The sequence below is a fragment of the Alteromonas infernus genome (assembly GCF_902705815.1).
The window spans coordinates 1-15,293 of sequence record NZ_CACSIG010000086.1 but is presented as its reverse complement, the minus strand read 5'-3'; the positions used below and the strand labels follow the sequence as shown (position 1 = coordinate 15,293).

The 15,293-nt window shown below is 43.8% G+C and carries 14 protein-coding genes and 1 pseudogene; 12 read left to right on the top strand and 3 right to left on the bottom strand.

The window, feature by feature from the left end:
* Nucleotides 1-40: 40 nt before the first annotated feature.
* The 7 genes from ACX5J7_RS19450 to ACX5J7_RS19420 all read left to right on the top strand — a co-directional run bounded on the left by ACX5J7_RS19450 (nucleotide 41) and on the right by ACX5J7_RS19420 (nucleotide 8,323).
* The gene (locus ACX5J7_RS19450) at nucleotides 41-913 is read left to right on the top strand and encodes a kinase (RefSeq protein ID WP_071968905.1); all 873 of its coding nucleotides are present in this window, start codon (nucleotides 41-43) and stop codon (nucleotides 911-913) included.
* Nucleotides 910-1,719, top strand: coding sequence for an HAD-IIB family hydrolase (locus tag ACX5J7_RS19445; protein WP_012518646.1), 810 nt, complete (start codon nucleotides 910-912; stop codon nucleotides 1,717-1,719). Before ACX5J7_RS19450 ends, ACX5J7_RS19445 begins: the two co-directional genes overlap by 4 nt.
* 12 nt (nucleotides 1,720-1,731) lie before the next feature.
* Complete coding sequence (locus tag ACX5J7_RS19440; protein ID WP_012518647.1) at nucleotides 1,732-2,955, top strand: glycosyltransferase family protein; 1,224 nt, start codon at nucleotides 1,732-1,734, stop codon at nucleotides 2,953-2,955.
* A 5-nt stretch (nucleotides 2,956-2,960) separates the two neighbouring features.
* A complete protein-coding gene (locus ACX5J7_RS19435; protein ID WP_012518648.1) occupies nucleotides 2,961-4,715 on the top strand; it encodes a sugar phosphorylase in 1,755 nt (584 codons plus the stop codon).
* A gap of 80 nt (nucleotides 4,716-4,795) precedes the next feature.
* Nucleotides 4,796-5,467, top strand: coding sequence for a phosphoglycolate phosphatase (locus tag ACX5J7_RS19430; protein ID WP_498707929.1), 672 nt, complete (start codon nucleotides 4,796-4,798; stop codon nucleotides 5,465-5,467).
* Nucleotides 5,468-5,604: 137 nt separating this feature from the next.
* Nucleotides 5,605-6,819 (top strand): molybdopterin molybdotransferase MoeA, encoded by a 1,215-nt coding sequence (moeA, locus tag ACX5J7_RS19425; protein WP_020743716.1) that lies wholly within the window; start codon nucleotides 5,605-5,607, stop codon nucleotides 6,817-6,819.
* Between the two features lie 130 nt (nucleotides 6,820-6,949).
* Entirely contained in the window at nucleotides 6,950-8,323 is a 1,374-nt protein-coding gene (locus ACX5J7_RS19420; RefSeq protein WP_498707928.1) for an MATE family efflux transporter, read from the top strand.
* 17 nt (nucleotides 8,324-8,340) lie between these two features.
* On the opposite strand, the gene ACX5J7_RS19415 is transcribed toward ACX5J7_RS19420, so the two are convergent.
* The 3 genes and pseudogenes from ACX5J7_RS19415 to ACX5J7_RS19405 form a co-directional block, all read right to left on the bottom strand.
* The gene (locus ACX5J7_RS19415; RefSeq protein ID WP_498707927.1) at nucleotides 8,341-9,210 is read right to left on the bottom strand and encodes a nucleotidyltransferase family protein; all 870 of its coding nucleotides are present in this window, start codon (nucleotides 9,208-9,210) and stop codon (nucleotides 8,341-8,343) included.
* A 19-nt stretch (nucleotides 9,211-9,229) separates the two neighbouring features.
* Nucleotides 9,230-10,412: pseudogene (locus ACX5J7_RS19410) on the bottom strand (vWA domain-containing protein).
* Nucleotides 10,412-11,248, bottom strand: a complete 837-nt coding sequence (locus tag ACX5J7_RS19405) for an AAA family ATPase (RefSeq protein WP_020743720.1) — start codon at nucleotides 11,246-11,248, stop codon at nucleotides 10,412-10,414. The pseudogene ACX5J7_RS19410 and the gene ACX5J7_RS19405 overlap by 1 nt, the downstream one beginning before the upstream one ends.
* 270 nt (nucleotides 11,249-11,518) lie before the next feature.
* On the opposite strand from ACX5J7_RS19405, the gene cysK reads away from it, so the two are divergent.
* The 5 genes from cysK (at nucleotide 11,519) to ACX5J7_RS19380 (ending at nucleotide 15,238) form a co-directional block, all read left to right on the top strand.
* Entirely contained in the window at nucleotides 11,519-12,484 is a 966-nt protein-coding gene (gene cysK, locus ACX5J7_RS19400; protein ID WP_498707926.1) for a cysteine synthase A, read from the top strand.
* Nucleotides 12,485-12,777: 293 nt separating this feature from the next.
* Complete coding sequence (locus ACX5J7_RS19395) at nucleotides 12,778-13,191, top strand: nuclear transport factor 2 family protein (RefSeq protein WP_498707925.1); 414 nt, start codon at nucleotides 12,778-12,780, stop codon at nucleotides 13,189-13,191.
* A 225-nt stretch (nucleotides 13,192-13,416) separates the two neighbouring features.
* Entirely contained in the window at nucleotides 13,417-13,968 is a 552-nt protein-coding gene (locus ACX5J7_RS19390) for a hypothetical protein (RefSeq protein WP_498707924.1), read from the top strand.
* A 124-nt stretch (nucleotides 13,969-14,092) separates the two neighbouring features.
* Nucleotides 14,093-14,707, top strand: coding sequence for an FMN-binding negative transcriptional regulator (locus ACX5J7_RS19385; RefSeq protein WP_498707923.1), 615 nt, complete (start codon nucleotides 14,093-14,095; stop codon nucleotides 14,705-14,707).
* 111 nt (nucleotides 14,708-14,818) lie between these two features.
* Nucleotides 14,819-15,238, top strand: a complete 420-nt coding sequence (locus ACX5J7_RS19380) for a hypothetical protein (RefSeq protein WP_334050969.1) — start codon at nucleotides 14,819-14,821, stop codon at nucleotides 15,236-15,238.
* The last annotated feature ends 55 nt before the right edge of the window (nucleotides 15,239-15,293 follow it).

Below are 15,293 nucleotides of genomic sequence, written 5' to 3'. Positions count from 1 at the left end.
CAGTTGAATGTGCGAATTCTGCAATGATTGAGGTGACAACATGGATATACATGGCTTTTTAACTACGCATCAATTGCCAAGTAGTTACGCAGAGACTGCACAAAAATGGTTCACTCCATTATGTGAACAGCTGCTAAAGCACCAAGAAGGTGCAACCAAACCATTTATTGTTGGAATAAATGGCAGCCAAGGGTCAGGAAAATCTACGCTGACCAGTTTTATTGAATATTATCTATCATCGGTTCACGGCAAACAGGTGGTATCGCTATCTATCGATGACTTTTATTTTGATCAGTCACAGCGCAATGCACTAGCGATAAAAGTACACCCATTGCTCGCAACTCGCGGCGTACCGGGCACCCACAATATACCGTTAGCATTAGACACCCTGCGTAATTTAGATTCGGGGTCACGCACCTTGCTTCCCCGCTTTGACAAAGCAACCGACAACCCCTTCCCTACTGAACAATGGCCTGTAATAGCGTCGTCACCTGACTTCATCATACTTGAAGGATGGTGTGTAGGGGCTACACCACAGTCACAAAGCGAACTGAAGCCCCCTATAAATCACTTAGAGGAAGTTGAAGATCCGCTGGGTATTTGGCGTTCTTTCGTCAACACCGAACTTGCAGGCGATTACCAAACGTTATTTGCCAAAATCGATTACCGTATTATGCTCAAAGCACCAAGTTTTGATTGTGTGTATCAATGGCGACTAGAGCAAGAACATAAACTCGCTAAAAAAGCCGCAAAAAATAGCACAGGCGTGATGTCAGATGAAGAAGTGGCAAACTTTGTGCAACATTACCAACGGATTACCGAACACGCCCTTCGCCAACTGCCTAAAAAGAGCGATACCGTGTTTTATCTTGATGAAACAAGAACGATTACTAAACAGGACGTAAAACAATGACGAAAACGCTTGTTTTCACCGATATGGACGGCACGCTGTTAGACCACCATACCTACTCATTCGAGGCGGCGAAACCGGCTTTAAAAGCGTTAGAAGAAAAAGACATCCCGGTTGTTCCAACAACGAGCAAAACGTTTGCCGAGCTTCAGCCACTAAGGGAAAGCATTGGTTTAGATGGCCCATTCATCATTGAAAATGGCGCGGCTATTTTTATTCCCCACGGATTTTTTAAGCAAAAGCCCAGTGGTACCGTTTGGATAGATGGCTATTGGTGTAAAGCATTTATCTCTAATAAAAACTACTGGATTAAACTGCTTGAGAAAATGGGCAGTGAGTTCGATGGCAAATATAAGCAGTTTTCTAAGATGTCTATTGAAGAGATCCAAGAATGCACTGGCTTAGATGAGCGTTCTGCAGCCCTCGCGGCCAAGCGTCAATTTGGGGAGCCTGTTTTGTGGCTAGGTAGCGAGGAAGAAAAGCACCGCTTCTTAAAAATTGTTAAAGACCGAGGCGCGTTTCCTTTAGAAGGCGGTCGCTTTATTCATATCTCTGGTAATTGCGATAAAGGCCAAGCGCTTAAATGGCTGGCGAGTGAATACCAGAAACAGTATTTAACGAAAGTTAACACTATCGCCCTTGGCGATGGTAAAAATGACGTGGCAATGCTTGAAGCTGCACACGTTCCTATTCGCATTTTATCTCCGGTAAATCCTCCACCTGAAGTACAAAAAGAAGAGGTATACACCAGCACCCTAACTGGCCCCGAAGGCTGGAACGAAATGCTTACTCAATTGCTATCCCTATGATCAGGAGGACACATGGCTGATTTTTATCAAAATGGTGTGGTTACTACGTTACATAACTTGGCTCGTCGTCCTACCGAAGAGCTTGAAGCAGAGTTGCTTCAGTTTTCACAAAAGCGCCCGATGGCACTTATTTTACCGTCTCTTTTTTCCGAACTTGAAGGCGAAGCTCTTCCGCATATTGTGAATGAACTGACCAACGTGCCCTATCTTTCAGAAATTGTTATCGGTTTAGATAGAGCTAACGAAGAGCAATACAAGCACGCACTTAAATTCTTTGGCAAACTTCCTCAGCACCACAGAGTGCTATGGAACGATGGCCCGCGACTAAAAGCACTTGATGAAGAGCTACAGGCACAAGGATTAGCCCCTAAAGAGTTAGGCAAAGGTAGAAACGTATGGTACTGCATGGGTTACGTTTTAGCGTCTAATCGCGCTGAATCTGTAGCGCTGCACGATTGTGACATTGTGACTTACGAAAAAGATTTGCTTGCCAAGCTAATTTATCCGGTTGCAAACCCTATGTTCAACTACGAATTCTGTAAAGGTTATTACGCTCGTGTGGCTAATGGAAAAATTAATGGCCGAGTTTCGCGCCTGTTAGTAACGCCTTTACTACGTGCCTTAAAGCGCATAATGGGTGATAACGAATATTTGGAATTCATGGACAGCTTCCGCTATCCATTGGCCGGTGAATTTTCATTCAGACGTGACGTTTTGAACGATATCCGCATTCCCAGCGATTGGGGATTAGAGATTGGTGTGCTTTCTGAAATGCATCGAAATTATTCTCACAACCGCCTATGCCAGGCTGATATTTGTGACATTTACGACCATAAGCACCAAGACCTATCGCTAAATAACGACCAGGGCGGTTTGTCTAAAATGTCTATCGACATTACTAAAGCGATATTTAGAAAGCTCGCGACTCAAGGCTATACCTTTAGTAACGAAATGTTCCGTTCAATAAAAGCTACCTATTTCCGTATTGCGCTAGACTTTATAGAAACCTATCACAATGACGCGGTAATGAACGGCTTAAACTTAGACATTCACAGCGAGGAAAAAGCGGTAGAAATGTTTGCCAGCAATATAATGAAAGCGGGACAAAATTTCTTAGAAAACCCAATGGAAACACCGTTTATCCCTAGTTGGAACCGCGTTACTAGTGCGGTACCGGATATTTTAGAACGCTTATTAGAAGCGGTTGAAGCTGACACTGCAGAATATATGGAGTAAGTAATATGGCATGGGAGCACCTCCATGACAAAGTAAAGCACCATTTAGAAAGCATTTACGCCGATGTAGCGCTAGACGTCTCTTATGAGACGCTAGCCACAGAGCTAATGAATACAATAGGTATTCAGCAACAAACAGATATAGCTTCACCTCAATCTCATCACAACTATTGGGATGAAGAAGACATTATCATGATCACCTATGGTGATAGCGTGATTGATGAAGATGAGCGCCCTCTTGTTACGTTGAATAAGTTCATGCATCGTTATTGTAAGAACACAATCAATAACGTGCATATTCTTCCCTTCTTTCCTTATAGTTCCGATGACGGTTTTTCTGTCATCGACTACTCTACGGTAAACGAAGCATTAGGGTCGTGGGATGATATCGAAGCTATAGCCAAAGATTATGGCTTGATGACAGACTTAGTGATAAACCACTGCTCTGCGCGCAGCGTTTGGTTCGACAACTTTGTTAAAGGTGAAGGGCCGGGATCTGACTTTTTCTTTACCGCAGATCCGGCTGACGATTTATCGCTGGTGACCCGCCCTCGTGTTTCCCCTTTGTTGCGTGAAACCGAGACCGCCGATGGCACTAAGTATGTGTGGTGTACCTTCAGTCACGATCAAGTAGACTTTGACTTTAGAAACCCTAAAGTGCTTTTAGCGTTTATCGATATCATTAAACTGTACATTGATAAAGGCGCCAAGATATTCCGTTTAGACGCGGTTGCCTTTCTATGGAAAATTGTGGGCACAAACAGCATTAATCTGTTTCAAACTCACGAAGTCATTCGTTTAATAAGAACCCTGATTGAACACGTTGACCCATCCATCATTATCATTACCGAAACAAATATTCCAAACAGGGAAAATCTAACCTATTTTGGTAATGCAAATGAAGCCCATGCAATCTACAACTTTTCGTTACCGCCACTGCTTGTAAACACACTGGTAAGTGGTGATTGTACCTATTTGAAGAGCTGGATGATGAGCATGCCTCCTGCACAAAACGGAACGGCATACTTTAACTTTATTGCTTCGCACGATGGTATTGGGCTGCGCCCTGCAGAAGGCCTGCTTTCTGAAGAGGAAATATCTGATTTGGTTCACGCCATGCAGCACTTCGGTGGAAAAGTATCTTGGCGGGCCTCTGAGCATGGTCAGCAAAAACCGTATGAAATTAACATCACACTGTTTGACGCTCTGCAAGGCACGATAAAGGGGCCTGACAAGTATCAGGTCGACCGTTTTATTTGTGCACATGCCATTATGTTAGGCATGGAAGGTATTCCTGGTATCTATATTCATAGTTTACTGGGCACCTCTAACGACTATGAGAAAGTCGCTAACACTGGCCAGAACCGCTCGATAAACAGAAAGCGCTGGGACTTTAACGAACTAGAAGCCTTGTTAGATTCTCCGTTCTCTCAACATCACAAGGTTTTAACTCGTATTTCTCAGTTAATCCGCATACGTAAGGCACAGCCTGCATTCCACCCCAATGCTACGCAGTTTACGCTGCAATTGGGCAATCAAATATTCGGCTATTGGCGTCAGAGCTTAGACAGAAAGCAAAGTATTTTCTGTATCAGCAATATTTGTGACGAAGAGCAAACTATTTTGCTTTCTGACATTAACTTGATAGGTACAGACAACTGGATTGACCTCATTACCCGTGATGAGATTTCACTTTCCAGCGGCTTTTTACAAATGAAGCCCTACCAAGTACTGTGGATCAGTAACCAAGATTTTGAATAACCCAACTGGTCGATAAATATACCGCGGTACGGATACTGCGGTGTTATGATTAACCTACCACTCCCTCCTATTATATGTTCATGCAAGATATTAATACCTTTCTATTCGACCTAGATGGAACACTAGTAGATTCTGTGCCAGATTTAGCGAAAGCCCTGAACCTGATGCTAAGTGATTACAACCTGCCAATCTATGAGGAAGCGAAAGTAAGGCACTGGGTGGGCAATGGCGCTCGGGTTCTGGTTGAAAGAGGTTTAAGCGGTAATACAAAAATTAACCACGCTTTTAGCCAAGAAGAAGTTGATATCGCGCTAGACAAATTTCTTATCTGTTACAGAACATTAGAAACCAAAAGCACCGTGCTTTACGACGGTGTTGCCGCCACGCTCAAAACTCTTAAAGCGCATGGCTTTACACTTGCGTTAGTAACAAATAAACCTTCAGAGTTTATAGAACCAATCCTTACATCGTTTTCATTGTTGCCCTTGTTTTCAATTACCATTGGCGGTGACACGCTTTTAGAGAAGAAACCCTCTCCTTTACCGCTTATGCATGCCTGTGAAAAATTGGGCGTTTTACCCTCTGAATGCGTAATGGTAGGCGATTCTAAGAATGATATTCTTGCCGCTAAAGCCGCGAATATAAAAAGTATAGGCCTTACCTATGGGTACAATTACGGTGAAAGTATTGCGACCTACCAGCCTGACTGGGTGTTCGATAGCTTTAGCGACATTCTGTCGTTGCGCGCTTAAATTAAACCCAAACACGGGGGCCAAAAGCTGAAGAAGGAAAATACTCCCCGCTTTCTTTTATTTCACGCTTTAACCTTTGGTATAACGCGGCTTTTTCTGTAATATCCGCGTGTTAAATATTTCAAGGAGTGACGGGTATGTCATCAAAATGGCTTTCATTAGAAGAAGCTCTGGCCAAAGCATTAGACGCGGCGTACGCCATTGACGACGTAGAGCAAGTGAGCATTTTTGAGGCTAACAATCGCATTTTGGCGCACGACCTTGTTGCCACCCTTGATGTACCGCCTTGGGACAATTCAGCAATGGACGGCTACGCCGTTAACGTTGAAGACCTTTCTGGCAGCAATGAACTCGAAGTTCAAGGTATTATCACAGCAGGTATGGAAGCCGATACCCCGCTACAAAAAGGTAAGGCATTTAAAATAATGACTGGCGCCCCTATTCCGAACAACGCCAATGCCGTTGTTATGGTAGAAAATACCTCTGAGTGCAACGGCAATGTGGAGATAGACAAACGCCCCATCGCCCACGAAAACATTCGTAAAAAGGCCAATGATATTGGCTGTGGCGATACGCTCGTTCATAAGGGCACTCGACTGCGCGCCGAGCACCTCATGCTACTGTCTTCACAAGGAAAAAGTAAAATAGACGTTTTCCGAAAGCTGCGCGTGGGGGTTGTCGCTACAGGCTCTGAACTAGCTGCACCGGGCGAAAGCCGCGCCGCCACTCAAATTTTCGAATCGAACCGGGTAGGCATTGCCAGTATTTTGCAAAACGAAAACGTTGAGCTTATCGACTTTGGCATTGTTGAAGATAACGAAGTTTCGCTACGGGAACTTTTCATTGAGGCTAGCAAGCGCGTTGACGTCATGGTAAGTAGCGGCGGCGTATCGGTAGGCGATGCCGACTATGTTAAAGATATTATTGCAGAGCTAGGCAGCATAGACTTTTGGAAAGTGGCAGTTAAACCAGGTAAGCCTTTTGCCTTAGGTAAAATAAATAATACGCTTTTCTGTGGCCTACCTGGTAACCCTGTGTCGTCATTTGTCACCGCAAAGTTACTGGTTGTGCCCGTTATCAAAAAAATGCAAGGAGAAGCAAAGCCCCACGAGCCGCTCTTTATTAACGCCACTATCACAACGCCTTTAAAGCGCCGTGCAGGCCGTCGGGATTTTCAGCGGGCCACCATGGCTAAAAATGTACAAAGTGAATGGGAAGTCACGCCATTTAAATCGCAGAGTTCTGGGGTAATGACGTCAATTACATCTGCAAACTGCCTGATGATAGTACCTGAGGAAGTAAGCGAATTAAAAGAAGGCGATACGGTTCAAGTAATGCCTCTTCATTTTTAAATAAAGTATGCACTTGAAGGGTTAACGTACATTATTCAATTCCACACGCTTTAACCTATTAAGCAAGAGCACTAATACATAAACCGACACACTGCTCGCACCTTAGCGATAACTTAAGAGACACATTGCCGTGAATAAAAAACGCTTTCTTTTAGAAGGTAGAGATATTTTAAAACTAGCTTGGCCTTTACTGGTTGCTCAAATTACGCAAATGCTAATGGGCGTGAGCGATACCATCATGGCAGGCCGTTACAGTGCAACCGATATGGCAGCCGTAGCGCTGGGCTTCAGTATTACCGTACCTTTGCTGTGTTTTATTCAGGGGATTGCGTTAGCGCTGCCCCCTATTATTTCTCGTTTACAAGGAAATCGGAATTTAAATGGCATTGCCGATGCTAGTCAACAGGCAGGCTACTTGGTCTTTTTTGTAGGCGTACTGGTGGCGGGTTTAATTCCCTTTACAGCAAGTATTGTTGCTTTATTCCCAATGGCCTCAGAACTATACAGTATAACCGTGGACTACGTACTATACGTGTTATTTGCAATGCCCGGTTTTGCACTTTACCAGTGGCTAAGAAACTACTGCGAAGGGTTAGGCAAAACCAAGCCAACAATGACTATTACTGTAATTGGACTGATGGCCAACATAGTAGGTAACTATCTATTCATTTACGGCGCTGGACCGATTCCCGCAATGGGCGGTGCAGGGTGTGGTATTGCAACAGCCATCGTTATTTACACCATGCTTATCGCCACAGTGATATACGTACGCTTTGCGCCAGCTTTGCAAAAATATAACCTGTTCGGGCAGCTATACAAACCAAACTTGGCCACCATAACGAGAACGTTCAAACTTGGGTTACCTATCGCCATGACCATTCTGTTTGAGGTGACCTTATTTTCACTGGTTGCACTGCTGCTTGCTCCATTTGGCGCAACAACCGTTGCCGCACATCAAGTTGCACTGAATTTTTCAGCCCTCATGTTTATGTTTCCTATGAGTATAGGTATGGCAGCGGCTATTCGAATAGGCTACCGAATTGGCCAAAACAATCAGCGGCAAGCTAAAATTGCAGCTCGCACCGCCATTTTTATTGGTTTTTGCTCTGCCGTGTGCACCGCAACATTTACACTGCTAGCTAAAGGCTTCATCATTGGCCTTTATACCAGTGACGACGCGGTTTACACCCTTGCCAATGCGCTCCTTATCTACGCCGCCCTATTTCAGCTATCCGACGCGGTACAGGTTATTTCGGCCAATGCATTACGTGGCTATAAGGATACTACAGCGATGTTTCTCATTACCTTTGTCTCATACTGGTTAATCGGCCTACCGACTGGCGTAGTCTTAGGCAGAACCAGTTGGATAACTACAGAGCCAATGGCAGCTGCGGGCTTTTGGATTGGTATTATCGTAGGTTTAAGCGCGGCGGCGATCATGTTGGGCGCACGCCTTCTTTATGTTCAACGCCCTAGTAATGCAGCGCGTTTAAACGCCGTGTAGCTTAGCTTACTGTTTGCCTAAGCGTCTTTTGGCTTTTTACTCTGTGCGAGATTATGACTGGGTAAAATGAAAAGACGGCTTATGCGCGACCAATCCTGTGGTGTGTCTATATCGAATTGCGCATTCGGTGTAGGCACCATGGTTACCCTTCCCGCCTTTAAGTATTTGTTAATAACTGGCTTAGCGCCCACATCCCCGCGAAGTGAAAGTAGCTCGTTAAACATGTCTTTGGGGAATATGGCTGGTACCGTTAACCGTGCACCCGAATTGTTTGCTACGCCTGGCTTTTCACGACTGATATGCCATTGGCTGCAAACAATATTATTAGGGTTCTTTTGCGACGCTTCGATAAGCCGCAACACGTCACTTTCAACAAGGCACGGCAAATCTGCCAATGAAAATAAAACGTGAGTGGGCCAGTCCGCTTCCTTTTGGCAATCTGGTTTAAGTGTACCTTCAGAAATGGTTTTATCTTTTAGCGCGGCTTGTGAAGAAATCGACAGAACATGTTTTACACCTACCCGAATACTGGAAGCCATCCCCTCTTTCCACGCCGTGTTACATACAAGGTTAACCGGTAGCTGACTCAACTGAGCTTCTATACTTGAATGCCACTTACCCGTAACAACAGTGACTTGGTTTTGAACCGGTAACGTTGACTGATTGCACGCCCTTGTAAACAAAGCCCTAGAAGCAGAAGCCGATGGCGCGGTAAGGTATATCTCTTTTGCTTTAATGAGCGTACGTACGCTGTGCTCAATAAGAGGTAATGAAGAAACGGGATGAGTAGATAGCAGCTTATTACCCTTGTAACGGGCGCTTTGCCCGCCAGCAAGTAATACGAACGCTATATTATAATCACCTAAATTCAAATTCCGCGTGCTCATCAGCGATTGTCGTTTATACCTAACGGCTACGACTTAGCCCTTTTATGGCTTCAGTTAGACCTTCAAGGGTTAACCCATACATTCTCTGTTCCATGATCTCTCGGATGATCTTGATAGATGAATAATAAGGCCAATAGTTTTCAGGTTGCGGATTAAGCCACACGGCATTGCTAAAATGATTCAACAAACGCTGCATCCACACACTACCCGGCTCTTCATTCCAATGCTCTACGCTGCCACCTGGATAGGTTATTTCGTAAGGCCCCATAGTGGCGTCACCGACAAATATCACCTTGTAATCTTTACCGTAGCGATGAATGATATCCCAAATAGGAATACGCTCTTTCTCCCGCCGTAAATTGTCTTTCCACACCTCTTCATATACACAGTTATGAAAATAAAAGTACTCTAAGTACTTAAATTCGGTTTGTACGGCAGAAAAGAGCTCTTGGGTACTCTTAACGTGGGGATCCATTGAACCGCCTACATCAAAGAACATTAACACTTTAACCGCGTTGTGGCGCTCTGGCGCCATGTGAATATCAAGCAGGCCGCCTTTCTTCGCGGTTTCGCCAATGGTAGTAGGTACATCTAAGTGTTCGCTAGCACCTGTGCGCGCGAATTTACGCAGTTTCCGAAGCGCCACTTTAATGTTGCGCGTACCTAACTCAACATCAGAACTTAAGTTTTTAAACTCTCGCTTATCCCACACCTTAGCGGCAGAGAATTTGCGGTTTCCTTTCTGACCTATACGTACACCTTCCGGGTTGTCGCCATAGGCGCCAAACGGCGACGTACCGCCAGTGCCTACCCACTTATTTCCCCCCCTGATGGCGCTTTTCTTGTTCTTCCAAGCGCTTTCTCAAGGTGTCCATAAGTTCGTCAAGTCCGCCAGCTTTACGCAGCGCTTCACGTTCCTCCGGGCTCAAGTTTTTTTCAATCTCTTTACGCAGCCACTCTTCTGGGATGTCTTTACCGAACAAATCGACAGACTCTACCCCTTCAAAATAATCAGCAAATGCCCTATCGAACTTATCGTACTGGGTTTCGTCTTTCACCATAATGGTACGAGACAAGCTGTAGAAAGCTTCGATGTCGGCATATACCACGTGATGCTCCAACGCTTTGAGCAAATCAAGTAACTCGCGGAGCGTGGTTTTAACCTGATACTTTCGCAGTGTATAAAAAAACTGAATAAGCATTAGCGACGCGCCATAAAGACCAGTTTTTCAAACAAATGAATGTCTTGCTCATTTTTAAGTAAAGCACCGTATAGTGGCGGTATTGATGCTTTGCCGTCTTTTGAATGCAGCGCTTCAGGTGGAATATCTTCAGCGACAAGTAGCTTTAACCAATCTATCAGTTCAGAGGTAGAAGGCTTCTTCTTGAGGCCAGGTACATCGCGAATTTCGAAAAAGGCTTTCAACGCTTCATCAAGCAGATTTTTCTTTAGATCCGGGAAATGCACATTTACGATTTCTTGCATTTCATCTGGGTTCGGGAACTGAATATAGTGGAAGAAACAACGACGCAAAAAGGCATCTGGCAGCTCTTTTTCATTGTTCGACGTGATAATTACAATAGGACGCTGCTTCGCGACTACACGCTCTTGTGTTTCGTAAACGAAGAATTCCATCTTATCGAGCTCTAACAGTAAGTCGTTAGGAAATTCGATATCGGCTTTATCAATTTCATCGATGAGGAGAACGGGACGTTTTTCTGCACTGAATGCTTCCCACAGCTTACCTTTTACAATGTAATTACTGATGTCGTGAACGCGATCGTCACCTAATTGGGAATCGCGAAGGCGCGATACCGCGTCGTATTCGTACAAGCCCTGCTGCGCTTTCGTAGTTGACTTAATATGCCATTGGATGAGTTCAGTACCTAAACTCTCGGCTAGCTCTTCGGCAAGCATGGTTTTACCTGTGCCCGGCTCACCTTTAATAAGTAGCGGGCGCTCTAAGGTAATGGCAGCGTTAACCGCCAGCTGTAAGTCTTTGGTTGCGATATAATTAGACGTGCCACTAAAAGCCATTATTGTTGTACTCCGTTTAATTTTTCGTCTTTGCAATTTTTACTATATTATCAAGGCACCTAGATGATTGCCCATAGATATAACATATAGCTAAAAAACACTTTGCATTTTACAGTTTGGGACCAATGATATAGGGGTATGACGAAATCCCCTAATTTAGGCTGTGAATTATTAACTATCACGTGCGCTGAATTATTAACTACTAAAAAGGTCGTACAGATCACGACAGACGGGGTTTCCTTTAAATCAGGAACGAGGTAAGGATTTATAATGAACGTATTTGACGACAATTCCCTATCTATTGGCCGCACGCCACTAGTTAAGCTAAACCGCGTAACATCAGGTAATGTGTACGCTAAGATTGAATCGCGCAACCCAAGTTTCAGCGTTAAGTGCCGTATTGGTGCGAACATGATTTGGGATGCTGAAAAGCGCGGTGTCCTTACCGAAGGTAAAGAGATTGTAGAGCCTACCAGCGGTAACACAGGTATAGCGCTTGCGTTTGTCGCTGCCTCTCGCGGTTACAAACTAACGCTTACTATGCCTAGCAGCATGAGCCTAGAGCGCCGCAAGCTACTTAAAGCATTAGGCGCAAACCTAGTGCTAACAGAAGCGCCTAAAGGCATGAAAGGTGCGGTTGCTGCTGCACAAGAAATTGTGGCTTCAGATCCAGATAAGTACGTATTGCTGCAGCAGTTTGACAATCCTGCTAACCCGGCAATTCACGAAAAAACCACTGGCCCTGAGATTTGGGAAGATACAGACGGTAAAGTAGACGCATTTGTAGCAGGTGTTGGTACCGGTGGTACGATTACCGGTGTAAGCCGATACCTAAAAAATACCCAAGGTAAAGCTATTACGTCTATCGCAGTAGAACCAACGGACTCACCGGTTATCACGCAAGCGCTTGCGGGTGAGGAACTCACACCTGGACCACACAAAATCCAAGGCATTGGCGCAGGTTTCATTCCAGGTAACCTAGACTTAGACTTAATTGACGAAGTTGAGCAAGTAACCAACGATGAATGTATGGATATGGCGCGTAAGCTTATGACCGACGAAGGTATTCTTGCCGGTATTTCTTCTGGTGCTGCAGTTGTGGCTGCAAAGCGCTTTGCCGAACGCGCAGAGAACAAAGACAAAGTAGTGGTTGTTCTGCTAGCTAGCGGTACCGAACGTTATCTAAGTAGCCCGCTGTTTGCTGGTGCATTTGACGAGCAAGAAGAAGTTCAATAAAAACGCAACGTTTTTAATTAGAGAAGCGAGGCATTTGTTGAAGCCTCGCTTTTTTTGTCTCAATCAGCCTTAGATGACTTCCCTATACTACCTCTTGCGTTACGCCCCCCATTCCTTATTTTGCTTTTCCATTAAATATTGTGAATAATCAAGCAATAGCTTATTGAAGCGAACAGTACATTGACTTCATTAAGATATAAAACTATCAATAAGAAACGGACGTCTTCAAATTAAGGTATATCAAATGAAAACGCGTATGTGGTACGCCCTTTTGGGGCTTTTTACAGTTTTGATTGATTTTATCCGGCTGCGGTGAAAAAGAAGAAGGCATTGGCCGCTACGGCATGCTAGACGAGAGCACTCCCGAATACACTACCGTGAAATTTCTAAAAAGTGTTTATGAAGACGACAACTTAGATACTGCGATACAGCTTTCTAGCGAAAAATTATCCAGAATACTCACCCGATATCACACGAATAGTAACGTTCAACGCCACTTGCTTAATTTAAAATACGACACAGTGACAGTTACCCCTCAAAGCGCGGGACGGGTTGGCAGAAACGAGTTTGCAGAAAAATCAACGATTACCGTGTTTTTAAGCGGCAACTATAACGGCGATAAAGTAGAAGACCTACGAAGCCTGGATTTGATTAAAGAAGATGGCGAGTGGAAGGTTAACAAGATTCACCCTGACGCCTATTTATAATTAGCAAGAAGCACTGTTTTTATAACCAGCACTTCAGTCTTTTGCTATAGGTAAAAATAAAAGAGAAATTTTCCGGCTTTCAATCTAAAAAACCTTTCGTTTTTATTTTGTGTGTTGTTTTTGTTTGATAATCTGTTCCAAATAAAAAGTGATATACGGAAATTTTCCACCTTACATAAAGGATTTTTTCCTTACACTAAACTGTTAGATGGCACGGAGGTTTAGGTGACTACTGTAATCGTTGCAGATATTTTTGGTAAAACACCAGCTCTTGAAGAGTTGGCAAATATCATTTGTAAGAACCATCTCATCGTCGACCCGTATGACGGTCAATATAAAATGTTCCAAACTGAAAGCGATGCATATGAGTATTTCTCCTCTAATATCGGCTTGGGAAATTACAGCAAGCATTTGATTAACTCGCTAACCAACTTGGATTCTTCTGTAAACCTCGTCGGATTCAGTATCGGTGCTGCTGCCATTTGGAATCTCTCAGAAAGTTTTGCATCTTCACGCATAAAAAAAGCCATATGCTTTTACGGGTCTCAAATAAGAAATAACCGAAAAGTTGTTCCACTATTTCCAGTTACTCTTGTTTTCCCAAAAACAGAAAAACACTTTTCGGTACCAGAATTAATCTCGGAATTGCACAACACAGAAAGAACCGAAATTAGGCAGGTGCCTTATTTTCATGGTTTTATGAATAAGTGCTCAACGAATTTCAACTTGCAAGGATACGAAAGTGAGCTTCGAACACTTGCGGCTAATGCCATCTAACAAAAAAATCAAGTCACTCACTTCGTTCGCTGGGACGCATACATGCGGGGCGGCTTCGCCATTATGCCCCACATGCCTGCGCCCCTTATTTAAAAGTTAGCAGCCATTAGCATTGAGGATTTGAATGTACACCCCAAAAAATATGGAAATGTCAGATATGCGAACTATCAGCGCATTCATATCTGATTTTGGTTTTGGCACATTAATCACCCAAGATTTGGAGGCAACGCGCCTACCTCTGATTTTTGATACATCAGAAAATGCGAATGGTTGCATAATAGGACATATGGCTCGAGCCAATCCGCAGTGGAAAGGCCTTTCTGGAAAGCGAGTCTCTGTTCTTTTTAATGGGCCGCATTCCTATATTTCACCTACTTGGTATGTTTCAAACCCAGCGGTCCCAACATGGAACTACGCTTCAGTACATTGTTTTGGAACATTTCATGAACTGAATGCAGATGAAACGCTTAACGCAATAAATTCTTTGATTCATAAGTACGAACCAGAGATATTAGATAACTTAGATCTCATGCCGCAAAAATACATTCAGAAATTATTAAACGCTGTAGTAGGTTTTAAAGTGGTAGTAACCGATATTCAAGGAAAAGAAAAACTGGGGCAGCACAAGAAAAGCCAAGATCAACTTGGCGTTTATGAAGCATTACTTGGTAGCCAAAACAACGATTCAGTTCAGCTCGCTAATTATATGAAACAGCGCGGAGTAGGCCATGGCCGCTAACAAAACGCTGTTGCCGCTCACTTCGTTCGCTGGGACGCAAACACGGGGCCGCTTCGCGATTGTAGCCCCGTGCCTGCGCCCCAAAGCTTAGTGTTATGCATCAGGATGAACATGCAAAATAAACTCTTTTTTGTCACTTTAATATTAGTAGCCGGTTTTTCGTTCTTAGCAGGTAAATATTTTACACTTTCAAAAAAGAGTTCAGAATACATAGATGCGTTAGTCACAACTGTCAATTTGTCTTCCGATCGTTGGAATGACATCCAGCTTCTTACTGCTTTATATGAAGCCTCATTGGAGGACAAAGAAACGGCTAAGTTTCAGTATGTTCTTGCGGTGTCGCTCATGTATCGTGACGATATTCGATTGAGAGATATCTATAAAAATGACTATGGTTTAAATACAGGAACCTACAGTACAAACAACGCCGTCATTGAATCTTTGAAGCAATATGGTTATAGAGAGTGCGCTAATCTAGAAGGCGCAGATTTAGTCCATTGCAACTTGGATGTTTTGGAAAATGATGCATAACAACTCAATAAAAACCGAGTGTCTCCCTGACATTTTTTCGGTCCATAATTAGCTG